Source organism: Streptococcus mitis, assembly GCF_946190115.1.
Lineage (GTDB): Bacteria > Bacillota > Bacilli > Lactobacillales > Streptococcaceae > Streptococcus > Streptococcus mitis_CO.
In genome coordinates this window covers 44,014-63,290 of sequence record NZ_CAMHZG010000006.1, presented here as the reverse complement: position 1 = coordinate 63,290, position 19,277 = coordinate 44,014, and the positions used below count along the sequence as shown (strand labels likewise).

19 protein-coding genes and 1 pseudogene are annotated in these 19,277 nt (G+C 40.0%); 18 read left to right on the top strand and 2 right to left on the bottom strand.

Annotation, left to right across the window (positions count from 1 at the left end; genetic code table 11):
• Positions 1-25: 25 nt before the first annotated feature.
• Both aao and N8L90_RS04675 read right to left on the bottom strand, forming a co-directional pair.
• Positions 26-1,198, bottom strand: a complete 1,173-nt coding sequence (aao, locus tag N8L90_RS04680) for an aminoacetone oxidase (protein ID WP_261024378.1) — start codon at positions 1,196-1,198, stop codon at positions 26-28.
• Between the two features lie 58 nt (positions 1,199-1,256).
• Positions 1,257-2,102: a DegV family protein gene (locus tag N8L90_RS04675; RefSeq protein ID WP_261024377.1), complete on the bottom strand. Its 846-nt coding sequence runs from the start codon at positions 2,100-2,102 to the stop codon at positions 1,257-1,259.
• A gap of 124 nt (positions 2,103-2,226) precedes the next feature.
• On the opposite strand from N8L90_RS04675, the gene N8L90_RS04670 reads away from it, so the two are divergent.
• The 18 genes and pseudogenes from N8L90_RS04670 to N8L90_RS04585 form a co-directional block, all read left to right on the top strand.
• Entirely contained in the window at positions 2,227-2,784 is a 558-nt protein-coding gene (locus N8L90_RS04670) for a TetR/AcrR family transcriptional regulator (protein ID WP_261024375.1), read from the top strand.
• A gap of 18 nt (positions 2,785-2,802) precedes the next feature.
• On the top strand, positions 2,803-3,270 hold the full coding sequence (locus N8L90_RS04665; RefSeq protein WP_000136973.1) for a deoxycytidylate deaminase: 468 nt from the start codon (positions 2,803-2,805) through the stop codon (positions 3,268-3,270).
• A gap of 88 nt (positions 3,271-3,358) precedes the next feature.
• Positions 3,359-3,988 (top strand): uracil phosphoribosyltransferase, encoded by a 630-nt coding sequence (upp, locus tag N8L90_RS04660; RefSeq protein ID WP_000515974.1) that lies wholly within the window; start codon positions 3,359-3,361, stop codon positions 3,986-3,988.
• Positions 3,989-4,161: 173 nt separating this feature from the next.
• Positions 4,162-4,752 carry an ATP-dependent Clp protease proteolytic subunit ClpP gene (gene clpP / locus N8L90_RS04655; protein ID WP_000613475.1) on the top strand — a complete coding sequence of 197 codons (591 nt, stop codon included), beginning with the start codon at positions 4,162-4,164 and terminating at the stop codon, positions 4,750-4,752.
• Positions 4,753-4,830: 78 nt separating this feature from the next.
• Positions 4,831-5,118, top strand: a complete 288-nt coding sequence (locus N8L90_RS04650) for a YlbG family protein (protein ID WP_000462121.1) — start codon at positions 4,831-4,833, stop codon at positions 5,116-5,118.
• Positions 5,119-5,184: 66 nt separating this feature from the next.
• Positions 5,185-6,345, top strand: a complete 1,161-nt coding sequence (locus N8L90_RS04645; RefSeq protein ID WP_261024371.1) for an ABC transporter substrate-binding protein — start codon at positions 5,185-5,187, stop codon at positions 6,343-6,345.
• A gap of 116 nt (positions 6,346-6,461) precedes the next feature.
• The gene (locus N8L90_RS04640; protein WP_000941421.1) at positions 6,462-7,331 is read left to right on the top strand and encodes a branched-chain amino acid ABC transporter permease; all 870 of its coding nucleotides are present in this window, start codon (positions 6,462-6,464) and stop codon (positions 7,329-7,331) included.
• 3 nt (positions 7,332-7,334) lie between these two features.
• Entirely contained in the window at positions 7,335-8,291 is a 957-nt protein-coding gene (locus N8L90_RS04635) for a branched-chain amino acid ABC transporter permease (RefSeq protein WP_000662286.1), read from the top strand.
• Positions 8,291-9,055 carry an ABC transporter ATP-binding protein gene (locus N8L90_RS04630; RefSeq protein ID WP_001185997.1) on the top strand — a complete coding sequence of 255 codons (765 nt, stop codon included), beginning with the start codon at positions 8,291-8,293 and terminating at the stop codon, positions 9,053-9,055. Before N8L90_RS04635 ends, N8L90_RS04630 begins: the two co-directional genes overlap by 1 nt.
• Positions 9,055-9,765 carry an ABC transporter ATP-binding protein gene (locus tag N8L90_RS04625; RefSeq protein ID WP_000062200.1) on the top strand — a complete coding sequence of 237 codons (711 nt, stop codon included), beginning with the start codon at positions 9,055-9,057 and terminating at the stop codon, positions 9,763-9,765. Before N8L90_RS04630 ends, N8L90_RS04625 begins: the two co-directional genes overlap by 1 nt.
• A 413-nt stretch (positions 9,766-10,178) precedes the next feature.
• Complete coding sequence (locus N8L90_RS04620; protein ID WP_000268660.1) at positions 10,179-10,835, top strand: CBS domain-containing protein; 657 nt, start codon at positions 10,179-10,181, stop codon at positions 10,833-10,835.
• A gap of 107 nt (positions 10,836-10,942) precedes the next feature.
• Positions 10,943-12,038, top strand: a protein-coding gene (gene prfB / locus N8L90_RS04615; RefSeq protein WP_138337628.1) for a peptide chain release factor 2 whose coding sequence is annotated in 2 segments (ribosomal slippage) — positions 10,943-11,014 and positions 11,016-12,038 — 1,095 coding nt in all. Because the reading frame shifts where the segments join, the coding sequence is not laid out codon by codon here.
• A gap of 17 nt (positions 12,039-12,055) precedes the next feature.
• On the top strand, positions 12,056-12,748 hold the full coding sequence (gene ftsE, locus N8L90_RS04610; protein ID WP_000022265.1) for a cell division ATP-binding protein FtsE: 693 nt from the start codon (positions 12,056-12,058) through the stop codon (positions 12,746-12,748).
• Positions 12,741-13,667 carry a permease-like cell division protein FtsX gene (gene ftsX, locus N8L90_RS04605; RefSeq protein WP_000625550.1) on the top strand — a complete coding sequence of 309 codons (927 nt, stop codon included), beginning with the start codon at positions 12,741-12,743 and terminating at the stop codon, positions 13,665-13,667. The genes ftsE and ftsX overlap by 8 nt, the downstream gene beginning before the upstream one ends.
• Before the next feature lie 183 nt (positions 13,668-13,850).
• The gene (locus N8L90_RS04600) at positions 13,851-16,031 is read left to right on the top strand and encodes a PTS transporter subunit IIBC (RefSeq protein WP_261024366.1); all 2,181 of its coding nucleotides are present in this window, start codon (positions 13,851-13,853) and stop codon (positions 16,029-16,031) included.
• A gap of 51 nt (positions 16,032-16,082) precedes the next feature.
• Positions 16,083-16,898 (top strand): endonuclease/exonuclease/phosphatase family protein, encoded by an 816-nt coding sequence (locus tag N8L90_RS04595; protein WP_261024364.1) that lies wholly within the window; start codon positions 16,083-16,085, stop codon positions 16,896-16,898.
• Between the two features lie 246 nt (positions 16,899-17,144).
• Positions 17,145-18,488 carry a DEAD/DEAH box helicase gene (locus N8L90_RS04590; RefSeq protein ID WP_261024362.1) on the top strand — a complete coding sequence of 448 codons (1,344 nt, stop codon included), beginning with the start codon at positions 17,145-17,147 and terminating at the stop codon, positions 18,486-18,488.
• A gap of 215 nt (positions 18,489-18,703) precedes the next feature.
• Positions 18,704-18,816 (top strand): annotated as a pseudogene (locus N8L90_RS04585) (IS200/IS605 family transposase); the annotation flags it as partial.
• Positions 18,817-19,277: the final 461 nt, after the last annotated feature.

Here is a 19,277-nt window from a genome sequence, read left to right as displayed (position 1 = left end):
TATTGTTCCATTGAGTAATGTATATTTAGAATGAATTTGATCCCGCCACCCAGCCGGTGCAGAGGGCAGAAGTGATGTTAAAGCCACCCGTGTGGGCATTGATATCTAGTACCTCACCAGCAAAGTGGAGACCAGGTACCAGCTTACTTTCAAGGGTTTTAGGGTTGATTTCCTTAAGACTGACACCACCCTTTGTAACAAATGACTTAGCAAGAGACATTTTACCAATTACAGGAATTTTAAGTCCCTTGATAGACTGGAGAAGTTGCTCGCGTTCTTTTTCAGTCAGTTGTTTGACTTTTTCAGGATAGCCTTGCACAAAAAATTCAGCCAAGCGTTCTGGAAGCAAAGTTTTTAAAGCATTTTTCAAGGATTTTTCCCGATTTTCTTCTAGAAATGCAGCCAAGTCCTTTTCAGAAAGTTGAGGTAGAACATCCAGTGAAAGGACTTCTCCACCCTTAATAAAGCTAGACATACGTAGGGCGGCAGGACCAGACAAACCAAAGTGGGTAAAGAGCAGATCGTGAGTGATGATATGCTTGCCATAACTTAGAGTCACATCATCCAGCGAAATCCCCTGCAAGGCCTTGTGTGGAAAATCTGTCAACAATGGGCTCTCAGCTGCCTCAAGCTCGGTAATGGTATGCTTAAAATGACGGGCAATCTCATGACCAAAACCTGTCGAACCAGTGGAAGGATAGGATTTCCCACCAGTTGTGACAATGAGTTTATCACAAGTGAAGCTTTGGTCTGCGGACTTAAGGACAAACTGATTTTCTACCTTTTTAACCGAAACAATTTCGGTTTGAGTAACAACTTGGCCACCTAGCTCAGTGATTTTCTTTTCCAAGGCCTCGATAATGGTACGAGACTTGTCACTAGCAGGAAAGACGCGGCCGTGGTCTTCGACCTTAAGTTTAACCCCATTTTCTGTAAAAAAGTTAATGATATCATGGTTATCAAATTGGGAGAAGACACTGTAGAGAAAGCGCCCATTTCCAGGGATTCCAGCTAGTAGGTCATCTAGAGTTCCGTTGTTGGTTACATTGCAACGTCCTCCACCAGTCCCAGCTAATTTTTTTCCAAGTTTCCGATTTTTTTCGATGAGGAGAGTTTTCTGACCATAAAAGCTACTGGAAATCGTAGCCATCATACCAGCAGGTCCCCCACCGATGACAATAGTATCAAAATGTTTCATAGCTCTATTGTACCACAAAAAAACAAGAGATGATGGTCACCTCTTGTCAAGAATGCAATTAATCAATTTCATATCCCATCAGCAAACCACCATCTTCTGCATAGAAACTGCAGAGACCAGAGGTTGGGAGAATTTTGATGTTGGCTTGTGGGAAATTTTCACGGATTCGGTCTGAAAGCTGTTGACAACATTTCTCGTTATTGCGTTGAGCCATGACAATACGACCACCAGCATATCCTGCTTTCACTAACTCTTCATATGCTGCCTGAATCGATTTCTTTGCTCCTCTTGCTTTTTGTAGCAATTCGAGAGTTCCAGTTTCACTAGCTTCTCCGACCATACGGATGTTGAGAAGCCCAACGACTGTACCGATAAGCTTGCTCAAACGGCCGTTTTTAACCAAGTTATCGACCTTTGCTAGAACAAAGAGCAACTTGGTTTTTTCTTGATAGGCGGTGATAGCTTCAACCACTTCTTCAAAAGATAAGCCTTGGTCAATCAAATCATTTAATTTTTCTACGAGTAAGTCAACTTCTCCACCAGCAGACAAACTATCAATTACATGAATCTTAGTGTCAGGATGGTCTTCTAGATAAATATTCTTAGCTAGTTGAGCACTATTGTGACTGCCAGAAAGAGTACCAGTGATGGTTACTAGGAAAATGTTTTTGGCACCTTCAAATGCTCGCAAATAATCATCTGGGCTTGGACAAGCTGATTTTGAAGCTTCTGCAGTTGCATACATGGTTTCCATCATTTGGTCAATGTCAAGACTGGCATCATCAACAAAGACCTGATCAGCTACTTGAATGGTTAAGGGGACACTTACAAAGGTTGTATCAATTGCTGGTGTCTCCAGCTGACGATAATCACAACCAGAGTCAGCAATAATCTTCCAAGTCATAGAAATTCTCCAACTTTGTCAGTTATACATTGACAAAGGTTCTGTCTTTTTTTACAATTATATCATGAAAGCCCTTGAAACAAAAGCCTCATCCGTCTGTTGTGACAAGTAGAAAGAAAATGTTATGTCTGAACGTAGAATCTCTGAAAAGTCTCTTGAAAATCTCAGAAAATCAAACCAAGAATCCAATTTATTAACCAGAGAAGCCATTGAAACAGCCCTCTTGCAACTCTTGGAAAAAAATGACTTGACCAAGATTAGTATTTCTGAATTGGTCAAACGTGCAGGCGTTTCTCGTGCAGCCTTTTACCGTAATTATGATTCCAAAGAGGAGATTTTAGAAAGCGTCTTTAAACGAACTGTCCACAATATTATGGAACAGTTGCATCATTATGATTTAAAGACAGACCTTTATCTGGTCTGGGTTCACCTTTTCCGAGAAGCAAGAAAGGAAGCCAGAGTGATTCAATTGGCCTTAGATTACCATCTGGAAAAAATCTTTGTCCAAGCCATGCAGGAATTTCTAGAAAAGTACCATGGAAAATCAAAAGGTGTCAGCTCTTATCTTCATTCCTTCTGGAGCTCGGCCATCGTCTCTGTCCTTCTAAAATGGATCAAGGATGGCATGAAGGTACCTGCTGAAAAGATTGCGGATTTACGGTTACCATTTTTTAAAAAATAGAGAAAAAGGAGAAGAGATATGACTGAAAAAAGACTAGCCTGGGATGAGTATTTTGCAGCCCAAGCCTTACTAATTGCCAATCGTTCCACTTGTAAACGTGCCAAAGTGGGCGCGATTCTGGTAAAAGATAATAAGGTTATTTCCACTGGTTACAATGGTTCGGTGTCAGGAACCGAGCATTGTATTGATCACGAATGTCTGGTCATTGAAGGACACTGTGTTCGCACCCTTCACGCCGAGGTTAATGCTATCCTTCAAGGTGCTGAACGTGGTGTTCCAAAAGGTTTTACAGCCTATGTAACCCATTTTCCTTGTCTCAACTGTACCAAACAATTGCTTCAGGTCGGTTGCAAGCGTGTGGTTTATATTAACCAGTACCGAATGGATGACTATGCCCAATACCTTTATCAAGAAAAAGGGACAGAATTGACCCATCTACCACTTGAGACAGTACAAGCAGCTCTTAAAGAAGCAGATTTAATGTAAAAATTATCAAAAATAAATGGTTTAGAAAGATTTTTAAACCATTTTTTGGTATAATAAGAAGAATAAATTGAAAGAAGGAACTCCAAAAATGGGAAAAATTGAAGTTATTAATCATCCACTGATTCAACACAAATTGTCAATCTTGCGTCGTACAGATACTTCTACAAAAGCTTTTCGTGAGCTAGTAGATGAGATTGCAATGTTGATGGGGTATGAAGTACTTCGTGATCTTCCACTAGAAGATGTGGAAATCGAAACACCAATCACAAAAACAGTTCAAAAACAATTGGCAGGTAAGAAATTGGCCATCGTTCCAATCTTACGTGCAGGTATCGGGATGGTTGATGGGCTCTTGAGCTTGGTTCCAGCTGCTAAGGTTGGTCACATCGGTATGTACCGTGATGAAGAAACGCTTCAACCAGTTGAGTACTTGGTGAAATTGCCTGAGGATATTGACCAACGTCAAATTTTTGTGGTAGACCCAATGTTGGCAACAGGTGGTTCAGCAATCTTGGCTGTTGACTCCCTTAAAAAACGTGGCGCGTCAAATATCAAATTTGTCTGCCTTGTATCAGCACCAGAAGGTGTAAAAGCCCTTCAAGAAGCTCATCCAGATGTAGAAATCTTTACAGCAGCCTTGGATGAACGCTTGAACGAACACGGTTATATCGTTCCAGGTCTTGGAGATGCTGGAGACCGCTTGTTCGGTACGAAATAAGATCGAAAAGAAGATTGACTTGGAAAAGAAGTTCCAGTCACGAAAGGAGGTTGAGTTTTTGTTTCTGTCTGATGAAAACAGAGCAAAAATTTGACCTTTTTTGACCAAGATATTATAATAGTCTTATCTTCAGTCATTTGACCAACAAAAATAAAACTCAAAAGGAGAAATGAATGATTCCTGTCGTTATTGAACAAACAAGCCGTGGAGAACGTTCCTACGATATTTACTCACGTCTTCTCAAAGACCGCATCATTATGCTGACTGGTCCAGTTGAAGACAACATGGCCAACTCTGTTATTGCCCAATTGCTTTTCTTGGATGCCCAAGATAGTACAAAAGATATTTACCTTTATGTCAATACACCTGGTGGTTCCGTTTCAGCTGGTTTGGCAATCGTTGATACCATGAACTTTATCAAGGCAGATGTCCAAACCATCGTTATGGGAATGGCTGCATCTATGGGGACTGTCATCGCATCAAGTGGAGCAAAAGGCAAACGTTTCATGCTTCCAAATGCTGAATACATGATTCACCAACCAATGGGTGGTACAGGTGGTGGTACTCAACAAACCGATATGGCGATCGCTGCAGAACACTTGCTTAAAACTCGTAATACCTTGGAAAAAATCTTGGCTGAAAATTCAGGTCAGTCAATCGAAAAAGTTCACGCAGATGCAGAACGCGATAACTGGATGAGCGCCCAAGAAACACTTGAATATGGCTTTATTGATGAAATCATGGCCAACAATTCATTGAACTAATGTTGATAGAAGGCAAACTCGACTGGGTTTGCTTTTTTTGGTATAATAGGGAGAGATTTCTTAGAAAGAGGATTCATCATGTTTGAAAAAGTCAATCGATCTGGCTTGATTATCTATCTTTACTATAATCGTGATGCAAAAAAACTGCAGGATTATGGAGATATTACCTATCATTCCAAGAAACATCGTTACTTACAGCTTTATGTTCCAACTCAAGAAGTGGAGCAATTGGTCGGGCGCTTGGGCAAGGAAAAGTTTATAAAAAAAGTCAGAGTTTGTCATATCCAAGAGCTGGAAACACCCTTTGTGGGCAATCTTCATCGAGAGGAAAACGTTATCATAGAAAAAGTTCAAGAAAAGTGTTGACAATTTTCTGATAATTCGGTATATTCTTAACATGCTATTTATTTAAGAAATAAGGAGACAAAAAAGATGAAGAAAAAATTTGCCCTATCGTTTGTGGCGCTTGCAAGTGTAGCACTTCTTGCAGCCTGTGGAGAAGTGAAGTCTGGAGCGTCAAACGCTGCTGGTAACTCAGTAGATGAAAAGACAATCAAAATCGGATTTAACTTCGAAGAAACTGGTGCCGTAGCAGCCTACGGAACATCTGAACAAAAAGGTGCCCAACTTGCTGTTGATGAAATCAATGCAGCAGGTGGTATCGATGGAAAACAAATCGAAGTAGTCGATAAAGATAACAAATCTGAAACAGCAGAGGCTGCTTCAGTAACAACTAACCTTGTAACTCAATCTAAAGTATCAGCAATCGTAGGACCTGCGACATCTGGTGCAACTGCAGCTGCGGTAGCGAACGCTACAAAAGCAGGTGTTCCATTGATCTCACCAAGTGCGACTCAAGATGGATTGACTAAAGGTCAAGATTACCTCTTTATCGGAACTTTCCAAGATAGCTTCCAAGGAAAAATTATCTCAAACTATGTTACTGAGAAATTGCAAGCTAAGAAAGTTGTTCTTTACACTGACAATGCCAGCGACTATGCTAAAGGTATTGCAAAAGCCTTCCGTGAAGCTTACAAGGGTGAAATCGTTGCAGATGAAACTTTCGTAGCAGGTGACACAGACTTCCAAGCGGCCCTTACAAAAATGAAAGGGAAAGACTTTGATGCTATCATCGTCCCTGGTTATTACACTGAAGCTGGTAAAATTGTAAACCAAGCGCGTGGTATGGGAATTGACAAACCAATCGTTGGTGGTGATGGATTTAACGGTGAAGAGTTTGTACAACAAGCAACTGCTGAAAAAGCATCAAACATCTACTTTATCTCAGGCTTCTCAACTACTGTAGAAGTTTCGGCTAAAGCAAAAGCCTTCCTTGATGCTTACCGTGCTAAGTACAACGAAGAGCCTTCAACATTTGCAGCCTTGGCTTATGACTCAGTTCACCTTGTAGCAAACGCAGCAAAAGGTGCTAAAAACTCTGGCGAAATCAAGGATAACCTTGCTAAAACAAAAGATTTTGAAGGTGTAACTGGTCAAACAAGCTTCGATGCAGACCACAACACAGTCAAAACTGCTTACATGATGACCATGAACAATGGTAAGGTTGAAGCAGCAGAAGTTGTAAAACCATAATAGAAAAATGTTGAAATAGGGAATGAGCCTTTGACTCACTCCCTGTTTCGATGTTTAAGAACCTATCAAAAAATGAGGGAAAACCCTCGAAATTATAAATAGAAAGAGTGAATCTTATGCTCCAACAACTAGTAAATGGTTTGATTCTAGGTAGTGTTTATGCGCTGTTAGCCCTAGGATATACCATGGTTTACGGAATTATCAAGCTCATCAACTTCGCCCACGGTGATATTTATATGATGGGAGCCTTTATCGGTTATTTCTTGATTAATTCTTTCCAAATGAATTTCTTTGTAGCTCTTATTGTAGCTATGCTAGCGACAGCCATTCTTGGTGTCGTGATTGAGTTCCTTGCTTACCGACCTTTGCGTCACTCTACTCGTATTGCTGTTTTGATTACAGCTATTGGGGTTTCTTTCCTATTAGAGTATGGTATGGTCTATCTGGTTGGTGCCAATACTCGTGCCTTTCCTCAAGCGATTCAAACAGTTCGCTATGATTTGGGGCCAATTAGCTTAACGAATGTACAGTTAATGATCTTGGCGATTTCCTTGATTTTGATGATTTTGTTACAAGTCATTGTTCAAAAGACTAAGATGGGGAAAGCCATGCGTGCTGTATCTGTAGATAGCGATGCAGCGCAATTGATGGGGATCAATGTAAACCGTACTATCAGCTTTACCTTCGCTTTGGGTTCAGCTCTTGCGGGTGCAGCTGGTGTTCTGATTGCCCTTTATTATAACTCTCTTGAGCCTTTGATGGGGGTTACTCCAGGTCTTAAATCTTTCGTTGCCGCAGTACTTGGTGGTATCGGAATTATTCCTGGTGCGGCTCTCGGTGGCTTTGTAATTGGTCTATTGGAAACCTTTGCGACAGCCTTTGGGATGTCAGACTTCCGTGATGCCATTGTTTATGGAATCTTGTTGTTGATCTTGATTGTCCGCCCAGCTGGTATCCTTGGTAAAAATGTGAAAGAGAAGGTGTAAACGATGAAGGAAAATTTAAAAGTTAATATTCTATGGTTACTCCTTTTGTTAGCTGGCTATGGCTTGATTAGTGTACTGGTTTCAGTCGGAGTACTCAATCTATTCTATGTACAGATTTTACAACAAATCGGAATTAATATTATTCTGGCTGTTGGTCTCAACTTAATCGTTGGTTTTTCAGGCCAATTTTCACTTGGGCATGCTGGTTTCATGGCGATTGGTGCCTATGCAGCAGCTATTATTGGTTCTAAATCACCAACCTACGGTGCCTTCTTTGGAGCTATGCTGATAGGGGCTTTGCTTTCAGGGGCAGTTGCCTTGCTTGTCGGGATTCCAACCTTGCGCTTGAAGGGGGACTATCTTGCGGTAGCGACTTTAGGTGTTTCTGAAATTATCCGTATCTTTATCATCAATGGTGGAAGCCTTACAAATGGTGCAGCAGGTATCTTGGGAATTCCAAACTTTACAACTTGGCAAATGGTTTACTTCTTTGTCGTGATTACAACCATTGCAACCTTGAACTTCTTGCGTAGTCCAATTGGACGTTCAACTCTCTCCGTTCGTGAGGATGAAATTGCTGCTGAGTCAGTTGGGGTTAATACGACTAAAATTAAAATCATCGCTTTTGTCTTTGGTGCCATTACTGCAAGTATTGCAGGGTCACTTCAGGCAGGATTTATCGGGTCTGTTGTACCGAAAGATTACACTTTCATCAACTCAATCAACGTTTTGATCATTGTTGTATTTGGTGGACTTGGTTCCATTACAGGTGCCATTGTTTCAGCTATTGTCCTTGGAATTTTGAATATGCTTCTCCAAGATGTTGCTAGCGTGCGTATGATTATTTACGCTTTGGCCTTGGTCTTGGTAATGATTTTCAGACCAGGTGGACTACTTGGAACATGGGAATTGAGCCTATCACGTTTCTTTAAAAAATCTAAGAAGGAGGAACAAAACTAATGGCATTACTTGAAGTAAAACAGTTAACCAAACATTTTGGCGGTCTAACAGCTGTTGGAGATGTGACTCTTGAATTGAACGAAGGGGAACTGGTTGGACTAATTGGTCCAAACGGAGCTGGTAAAACCACCCTTTTTAACCTCTTGACTGGTGTTTATGAACCAAGCGAGGGAACAGTAACCCTAGATGGCCACCTTTTGAATGGAAAGTCACCTTATAAGATTGCTTCTTTGGGACTTGGACGTACATTCCAAAATATCCGTCTCTTTAAAGATTTAACAGTTTTGGACAATGTTTTGATTGCTTTTGGCAACCATCACAAACAACATGTTTTTGCTAGTTTTTTGCGCTTACCAGCTTTTTACAAGAGTGAAAAAGAATTAAAGGCTAAAGCCTTGGAATTGCTGAAAATCTTTGATTTGGATGGTGATGCAGAAACTCTTGCTAAAAATCTTGCCTACGGACAACAACGTCGTTTGGAAATTGTTCGTGCCCTTGCTACAGAACCTAAAATTCTCTTTTTAGATGAACCAGCAGCAGGTATGAACCCGCAGGAAACAGCCGAATTGACTGAGTTAATTCGTCGTATTAAAGATGAATTTAAGATTACGATCATGCTGATTGAACACGATATGAATCTGGTTATGGAAGTAACAGAACGTATCTACGTACTTGAATACGGTCGTTTGATTGCTCAGGGAACTCCAGACGAAATTAAGACCAATAAACGCGTTATCGAAGCTTATCTAGGAGGTGAAGCCTAATGTCTATGTTAAAAGTTGATAATCTTTCTGTGCATTACGGTATGATCCAAGCAGTCCGTGATGTAAGCTTTGAAGTGAATGAAGGAGAAGTCGTTTCCCTTATCGGTGCCAATGGTGCAGGTAAAACAACCATTCTCCGTACCTTGTCTGGTTTGGTTAGACCGAGTTCAGGAAAGATTGAATTTTTAGGTCAAGAAATCCAAAAAATGCCAGCTCAAAAAATCGTGGCAGGTGGTCTTTCACAAGTTCCAGAAGGACGCCACGTCTTTCCTGGCTTGACTGTTATGGAAAATCTTGAAATGGGAGCTTTCTTAAAGAAAAATCGTGAAGAAAATCAAGCTAACTTGAAGAAGGTTTTCTCACGCTTTCCTCGTCTTGAAGAACGGAAGAACCAAGATGCAGCTACTCTTTCAGGGGGGGAACAACAAATGCTTGCCATGGGACGCGCTCTTATGTCAACACCAAAACTTCTTCTTTTAGATGAACCATCAATGGGACTTGCCCCAATCTTTATCCAAGAGATTTTTGATATCATTCAAGATATCCAGAAGCAAGGGACAACTGTCCTCTTGATTGAACAAAATGCCAATAAAGCACTCGCAATCTCTGACCGAGGCTATGTACTGGAAACAGGGAAAATCGTTCTATCAGGAACAGGAAAAGAACTCGCTTCATCAGAAGAAGTCAGAAAAGCATATCTGGGTGGTTAAAAAGGTCCGGGGGACCTTTTTAATCGGTGGATAGAGATTGCGAATCAATCATCCGAATCCAGTGGATTGTTTTAGTCGGTGGATGAAGATTACGAAGTAATCATCATTATAGTCCGGGGGACCTTTTTAGTCGGCAGATGAAGATTGCGAAGCAATCATCGCATAGTCTGGGAGACTAGTTTAGGTTGCGGATAGATATTGCAAAGCAATCTTTATCTACATTAAAAGGTTAATTTCTAATAATTGAAAAAATCGAATGAAACGTATCTTACTTTCATTCACAGAGCTCGATTTCAGAGCTCTTTTTGCTAGCTTATTCATACTTTTCTGAATTTTGAAAAAGAAATGTAAGCGTTTGATAGATTTGCAAAAAGATTGTATAATAGGGATAAGAATAGAAAAGGAGAAGTCTCATGGCAGTTAAAGATTTTATGACCCGCAAGGTAGTTTATATTAGTCCAGATACAACAGTATCTCATGCAGCAGATTTAATGAGAGAGCAAGGATTGCACCGCTTGCCTGTTATCGAAAATGATCAATTGGTTGGTTTGGTGACTGAGGGAACCATTGCCCAAGCTAGTCCATCAAAAGCAACCAGTCTTTCAATCTATGAGATGAATTATCTTCTAAATAAGACAAAAGTAAAAGATGTCATGATTCGCGATGTTGTCACTGTTTCAGGCTATGCGAGTCTAGAGGATGCAACTTATCTGATGTTGAAAAACAAGATTGGTATTCTTCCTGTCGTTGATAACCATCAAGTCTATGGAGTTATTACGGATCGTGACGTTTTCCAAGCCTTTCTTGAAATTGCTGGTTATGGTGAAGAAGGAATTCGTGTGCGCTTTGTTACAGAAGATGAAGTTGGTGTCCTCGGAAAGATTGTTTCTTTGATTGCAGAAGAAAATTTGAATATCTCTCATACAGTCAATATTCCGCGTAAGGATGGTAAGGTCATTATCGAAGTTCAAATCGATGGCTCAATTGATTTACCAGCCTTGAAAGAAAAATTTGAATCAGAGAATATTCAAGTAGAAGAAATCACTCGTACTTCAGCAAAAGTCTTGTAAGAAGGGAAGCCGAAAGGCTTCTTTTTTCATGAAAAGAGGAGTAGAGCAAAAGATGGAAAGAAATGATAAAATATGCTATAATGAAATGATGTAAAAAAGGAGTATTTATGGACATTTCAGTAATCCGTCAGAAAATTGACGCAAATCGTGAAAAATTAGCTTCTTTCAGGGGGTCTCTTTGACCTCGAGGGTCTAGAGGAAGAGATTGCCATCTTGGAAAATAAGATGACAGAACCTGATTTTTGGAACGATAATATCGCGGCCCAAAAAACGTCGCAAGAATTAAATGAATTAAAAAACACTTACAATACCTTCCATAAGATGGAAGAGTTGCAGGATGAAGTTGAAATTTTATTGGACTTTTTAGCAGAAGATGAGTCGGTGCATGAAGAATTGGTAACGCAGTTATCCGAACTTGATAAGATGATGACCAGCTACGAGATGACTCTACTCTTGTCAGAACCTTATGACCACAACAATGCCATCTTGGAAATCCATCCAGGATCTGGTGGTACTGAGGCTCAGGACTGGGGTGATATGTTGCTTCGTATGTACACTCGCTATGGAAATGCTAAAGGCTTTAAAGTAGAAGTATTGGATTACCAAGCAGGAGATGAAGCTGGTATCAAGTCAGTAACCTTATCATTTGAAGGACCTAATGCCTATGGTCTTCTCAAGTCAGAAATGGGGGTACACCGTTTGGTGCGAATTTCACCATTTGACTCTGCTAAACGTCGCCATACCTCTTTCACATCTGTAGAAGTGATGCCTGAGTTGGACGATACTATTGAAGTGGAAATCCGGGAAGATGACATCAAGATGGATACCTTCCGTTCAGGTGGTGCCGGTGGACAAAACGTCAACAAGGTTTCAACAGGTGTACGTTTAACCCACATTCCAACTGGAATTGTTGTCCAATCAACAGTGGATCGTACCCAGTATGGAAATAGAGATCGAGCTATGAAGATGTTGCAGGCTAAGCTCTATCAAATGGAGCAGGAAAAGAAAGCTGCGGAGGTAGATTCCCTCAAGGGTGAGAAAAAAGAAATCACATGGGGAAGCCAAATCCGTTCTTATGTCTTCACGCCTTATACTATGGTAAAAGATCATCGAACTAGCTTTGAAGTTGCTCAGGTAGATAAGGTTATGGACGGAGACCTAGATGGTTTTATCGATGCCTACCTCAAGTGGCGAATCAGCTAAGATAGAAAGGAACTCACATGTCAATCATTGAAATGAGAGATGTCGTCAAAAAATACGACAACGGAACGACTGCCCTACGCGGTGTTTCGGTCAGCGTTCAACCGGGGGAATTTGCTTACATTGTAGGACCTTCAGGAGCAGGGAAGTCAACCTTCATTCGTTCTCTATATCGTGAAGTAAAAATCGATAAAGGAAGCCTATCAGTTGCTGGTTTTAATCTGGTTAAGATCAAAAAGAAAGACGTCCCGCTTCTACGTCGTAGTGTTGGGGTTGTCTTCCAGGATTATAAACTATTGCCAAAGAAAACGGTCTATGAAAATATTGCTTACGCTATGGAAGTAATCGGGGAAAATCGCCGTAATATCAAAAAACGTGTGATGGAAGTTTTAGACTTGGTTGGGTTGAAGCACAAGGTTCGCTCTTTCCCAAATGAGCTCTCAGGTGGAGAGCAACAGCGGATTGCGATTGCGCGTGCTATTGTAAATAATCCCAAAGTACTGATAGCCGATGAACCAACAGGAAACCTGGACCCGGATAATTCATGGGAAATTATGAATCTCTTGGAACGGATTAATCTACAAGGGACAACTATTTTGATGGCGACTCATAATAGCCAGATTGTAAATACCTTGCGCCACCGTGTCATTGCCATTGAAAATGGGCGTGTCGTTCGTGACGAATCAAAAGGAGAGTATGGATACGATGATTAGTAGATTTTTTCGCCATTTATTTGAATCACTAAAAAGTTTGAAACGAAATGGTTGGATGACAGTGGCTGCTGTCAGCTCAGTCATGATTACTTTGACCTTGGTTGCCATATTTGCTTCTGTTATTTTCAATACAGCGAAACTAGCTACAGATATTGAAAATAATGTTCGAGTAATGGTTTATATTCGCAAGGATGTAGCTGATAATAGCGAGACTATTGAAAAAGAAGGTCAAACTGTTACAAATAATGACTACCACAAGGTATACAATGCTTTGAAGGGGATGTCTACTGTTAAGAGTGTTACTTTTTCAAGTAAAGAAGAACAATATGAAAAATTAACCGAGACAATGGGTGATAACTGGAAAATTTTTGAAGGAGATGCCAACCCCCTCTATGATGCCTATATCGTTGATACAAATACGCCAAGTGATGTAAAAACTGTGGCTGAAGATGCTAAAAAAATTGAAGGTGTGTCTGAGGTTCAGGATGGTGGTGCCAATACAGAACGCCTATTCCAACTAGCATCATTTATCCGTGTTTGGGGATTAGTTATTGCAGGACTTTTGATTTTCATTGCAGTTTTCTTGATTTCAAATACCATTCGTATTACCATTATTTCTCGCAGTCGCGAAATTCAAATCATGCGCTTGGTTGGTGCTAAGAACAGTTATATCCGTGGACCTTTCTTACTTGAAGGTGCCTTCATTGGTTTGCTTGGAGCAACTGCGCCATCAGTGTTGGTCTTTATTGTTTATCGAATGGTTTACCAATCTGTCAATAAGTCATTGGTAGGTCAAAATCTTTCTATGATTGCGCCAGAGGTATTTACTCCTCTGATGATTGCCCTATTATTTGTGATTGGAATTTTCATCGGTTCACTGGGATCAGGAATTTCCATGCGCCGATTCTTGAAGATTTAGGTAAACTAGCTACTTTTATGAGGAGATTAAATGATCTCCTTTTTTGCTACAAAAATTTTAGAAAAAAGTGTAATTTTTTTTGTAAAAGCCTTTACAAAAAAAATTAAAGTGGTATAATTAAATCATAAAAGGTGCAAACGTTTTCGTAAAACGTTTGCCTAAATAAAAATAAAGGAGATTTGAATGATGAAAGATACATTCAAAAATGTCTTGTCTTTCGAATTTTGGCAAAAATTCGGTAAGGCTTTGATGGTGGTTATCGCGGTTATGCCGGCTGCTGGTTTGATGATTTCAATCGGTAAGTCTATCGTGATGATTAACCCAACCTTTGCACCACTCGTTATTACTGGTGGTGTACTAGAGCAAATCGGTTGGGGAGTTATCGTTAACCTTCATATCTTGTTCGCCCTCGCTATTGGAGGAAGCTGGGCTAAGGAACGCGCTGGTGGTGCGTTTGCGGCGGGTCTTGCCTTCATCTTGATTAACCGTATCACTGGTACAATCTTTGGTGTATCAGGCGATATGTTGAAAAATCCAGATGCTATGGTAACTACTCTCTTCGGTGGATCAATCAAAGTTGCTGATTACTTTATCAGTGTTCTTGAAGCTCCAGCCTTGAACATGGGTGTCTTCGTAGGGATTATTTCTGGTTTTATTGGGGCAACTGCTTACAACAAATACTACAACTTCCGCAAGCTTCCTGATGCACTTTCATTCTTTAACGGAAAACGTTTTGTACCGTTTGTAGTTATTCTTCGTTCAGTAATTGCTGCAATTGTACTTGCTGCTTTCTGGCCAGTAGTTCAAACAGGTATCAATAGCTTTGGTATCTGGATTGCCAACTCACAAGAAACTGCTCCAATCCTTGCACCATTCTTGTATGGTACTTTGGAACGTTTGCTCTTGCCATTTGGTCTTCACCATATGTTGACTATCCCAATGAACTACACAGCTCTTGGTGGTACTTATGACATTTTAACTGGTGCAGCTAAAGGTACTCAAGTATTTGGTCAAGACCCACTATGGCTTGCATGGGTAACAGACCTTGTTAACCTTAAAGGTACAGATGCAAGTCACTACCAACAATTGTTAGATACTGTTCACCCAGCTCGTTTCAAAGTTGGACAAATGATCGGTTCATTCGGTATCTTGATGGGTATGATCGTTGCTATCTACCGTAATGTCGATGCTGATAAGAAACATCAATATAAAGGTATGATGATTGCGACAGCTCTTGCAACATTCTTGACAGGGGTTACTGAACCAATCGAATACATGTTCATGTTTGTAGCAACACCTATGTATCTTGTTTACTCACTTGTTCAAGGTGCTGCCTTCGCTATGGCTGACGTAGTAAACCTACGTGTCCACTCATTCGGTTCAATTGAATTCTTGACTCGTACACCACTAGCAATTAATGCTGGTATTGGTATGGATATCGTTAACTTTATCTGGGTAACTGTTCTCTTTGCCGTAATCATGTACTTTATCGCAAACTTCATGATTCAAAAATTCAACTACGCAACTCCAGGACGTAACGGAAATTACGAAACTGCTGAAGGTTCAGAAGAAGCTAGTAGCGAAGTGAAAGTTGCAGCAGGCTCTCAAGCTGTAAACATTATTAACCTTCTTGGTGGACGTGCAAACATCGTTGATGTTGATGCATGTATGACTCGTCTTCGTGTAACTGTAAAAGATGCTGACAAAGTCGGTGATGCAGAACAATGGAAAGCAGAAGGAGCTATGGGTCTTGTCATGAAAGGACAAGGAGTTCAAGCTATCTACGGTCCAAAAGCAGACGTATTGAAATCTGATATCCAAGATATCCTTGATTCAGGTGAAATCATTCCTGAAACTCTTCCAAGCCAAATGACTGAAGCACAACAAAACACTGTTCACTTCAAAGGTCTTACTGAGGAAGTTTACTCAGTAGCAGACGGTCAAGTTGTTGCTTTGGAACAAGTAAAAGATCCAGTATTTGCTCAAAAAATGATGGGTGATGGATTTGCAGTAGAACCTGCAAATGGAAACATTGTATCTCCAGTTTCAGGTACTGTATCAAGCATCTTCCCAACAAAACATGCTCTTGGTATTGTGACTGAACCAGGTCTTGAAGTATTGGTTCACATTGGTTTGGACACAGTAAGTCTTGAAGGTAAACCATTTACAGTTCATGTTGCTGAAGGACAAAAAGTTGCAGCAGGAGATCTTCTTGTCACAGCTGACTTGGATGCTATCCGTGCAGCAGGACGTGAAACTTCAACAGTAGTTGTCTTCACAAATGGTGATGCAATTAAATCAGTTAAATTAGAAAAAACAGGTTCTCTTGCAGCTAAAACAGCAGTTGCTAAAGTAGAATTGTAATATACTTGAGGTTGGAAGCTGTATTCCAACCTCTTATTTTGGGAGAAAAGAATGAAATTTTTAACACTCAATACTCACAGTTGGATGGAGAAAGAAGCAGAGGAAAAATTCCAGATTTTGCTTGAGGATATTCTTGAAAAAGACTATGATTTGATTTGTTTCCAAGAAATCAATCAGGAGATCACTTCGCCAGTGGTGGAGGTTAATGACCTTTATCAAGCTTTGCCAGCAGCTGAGCCTATTCACCAAGACCATTATGTTAGACTTTTGGTTGAAAAGTTGTCAGAGCAAGGGAAAGATTACTACTGGACTTGGGCCTATAACCATATTGGTTATGACCGCTACCATGAAGGTGTGGCTATCTTGTCTAAAACACCTATTGAAGCAAGAGAAATTTTGGTTTCAGATGTGGATGATCCAACAGACTATCATACTCGCCGTGTCGCCCTGGCTGAAACTGTAGTTGATGGCAAGGACCTTGCAGTTGCCAGTGTCCACCTTTCTTGGTGGGATAAAGGTTTCCAAGAAGAATGGGCGCGATTTGAGGCTGTCTTGAAAGAATTGAACAAGCCACTTTTGCTGGCTGGAGATTTCAACAATCCAGCAGGTCAGGAAGGTTACCAAGCTATTTTAGCTAGTCCATTAGGCTTACAAGACGCATTTGAAGTTGCTCAAGATAAAAGTGGTAGCTATACTGTTCCACCAGAAATTGATGGATGGAAGGGGAACACTGAACCCCTTCGAATCGACTATGTTTTTACTACCAAGGAGTTAGCGGTGGAAAAATTACATGTCGTATTTGATGGTAACAAGAGTCCACAAGTTAGTGATCACTATGGCTTGAATGCTACTTTAAACTGGAAATAATGACTGAAAAGAGGTTGGAATTATAAAATTCTAGCCTTTTTCTGACTAGAAAAGCTACAGGAAATAGCCTAATACTCTTCGAAAATCAAATTCAAACCACGTCAGCTTCACCTTGCCGTACTCAAGTACAACCTGCGGTTAGCTTCCTAGTTTGCTCTTTGATTTTCATTGAGTATAAATAAGTGAGACTACTGAAATGAAATAAAATATGGTATAATTGGTAAGATAGATAGAATCGAGGATATTATGTCATTTACGAAATTTCAATTTAAAAACTATATTAGAGAAGCCTTGGAGGAGTTGAAATTTACAACTCCAACAGAGGTGCAAGATAAATTAATTCCCATTGTTTTGGCAGGTCGTGACCTAGTAGGAGAATCAAAAACAGGTTCGGGTAAGACTCATACTTTCTTGTTGCCGATTTTCCAGCAATTAGATGAAGCTAGCGATAGTGTTCAAGCAGTCATTACTGCACCGAGTCGTGAGTTGGCTACTCAAATTTACCAAGCGGCCCGTCAGATTGCTGCCCACTCAGAAGTGGAAGTTCGTGTAGTTAATTATGTGGGTGGTACGGATAAGGCTCGCCAGATTGAAAAATTGGCAAGCAATCAGCCTCATATTGTTATTGGAACACCAGGCCGTATCTTCGACTTAGTTAAATCTGGTGACCTAGCTATTCACAAGGCCAAGACCTTTGTGGTCGATGAGGCAGACATGACCTTGGATATGGGATTCTTGGAAACTGTTGATAAGATTGCTGGCAGCCTTCCAAAAGACCTGCAATTCATGGTCTTCTCAGCGACTATTCCACAAAAGTTGCAACCATTCTTGAAAAAATACTTGTCAAATCCTGTCATGGAGAAAATCAAGACCAAAACGGTAATTTCTGATACCATTGATAATTGGTTGATTTCTACTAAGGGACGTGACAAGAATGCTCAAATTTATCAGTTGACTCAGTTGATGCAGCCTTATTTGGCAATGATTTTTGTCAACACTAAAACGCGTGCTGATGAATTGCATTCATATCTGACTGCTCAAGGCTTGAAGGTAGCGAAGATTCATGGGGATATTGCCCCACGTGAACGTAAGCGAATCATGAATCAGGTGAAAAATCTGGATTTTGAGTATATTGTCGCAACAGATTTGGCAGCGCGTGGAATTGACATTGAAGGTGTTAGTCATGTCATCAATGATGCCATTCCGCAAGATTTATCCTTCTTTGTGCACCGTGTTGGTCGAACTGGGCGTAATGGCCTACCAGGTACAGCTATTACTCTTTATCAGCCAAGTGATGACTCGGATATCCGTGAGTTGGAGAAATTGGGAATCAAGTTTACTCCTAAGATGGTCAAAGACGGGGAATTTCAAGATACTTATGACCGTGACCGTCGTGCCAACCGTGAGAAAAAACAAGATAAACTTGATATCGAAATGATTGGTTTGGTTAAAAAGAAAAAGAAAAAAGTCAAACCAGGTTATAAGAAGAAAATTCAATGGGCGGTTGATGAAAAACGCCGCAAAACCAAGCGTGCCGAAAATCGAGCTCGCGGTCGTGCAGAGCGTAAAGCAAAACGCCAAACATTTTAAAATAGACTGGTAAAAACTCAATTTTAGTAAAAAACGAAAAAAATCTTTCCACAATAAAACGCATAATATCAAGATTTTAGCACATCTGATATTATGCGTTTTTCTGATTTTAAAGACTTTTTGCCCAGCCTCGTGTGTCGAAGGTTATACCAAAAAACTCCAAACGCGATACAATAAAGGTGTTCAAGCCAATTGTAAAGCGAAAGGAGAAAAATATGGCACAAAAGGCTCATAGTTTATCGCACACAAAGTGGCACTTTTCTATCACATTGTGTTCACCTCTAAGTATAAACGAAAAATCATCTATAATCAATATCGAAGTAGCTTATCACATTCGAATCACAAAAAAATTTAAAAAATGGCAATATTTGTTAACAAGGCTTTCCTAGTTTGTTATAATGTAGTTGTAAATGATTAAGATTGGTAATCAAAAATATAGGGAGAAATGTTTTGAATAAGAAATATAATATAGTTCTATTATTATTGTTGTTTATAGTTTATTTATTGGGATATTTTTCAATTTCAAAAACGTTAATTCCTATAATGTGTGTGATCCAAGTATTTTTGATAGAACATATATTTAGAGTTCGTAATAGGATTATGCAAATAGGTGAAATTACAATAATTGTTGCTTCTATAATATTATTTATTGATAGTATATTGAATTTGTAACAAAAGGCTTCTCTATAAAATCAAATTTTCCAGATACCTGCTGAAGCTGATTTGTCTCCTCGTCTATCTTCGTCACTAAACTTGATAGCTACATATTGCTGATACACCTCTCTACCT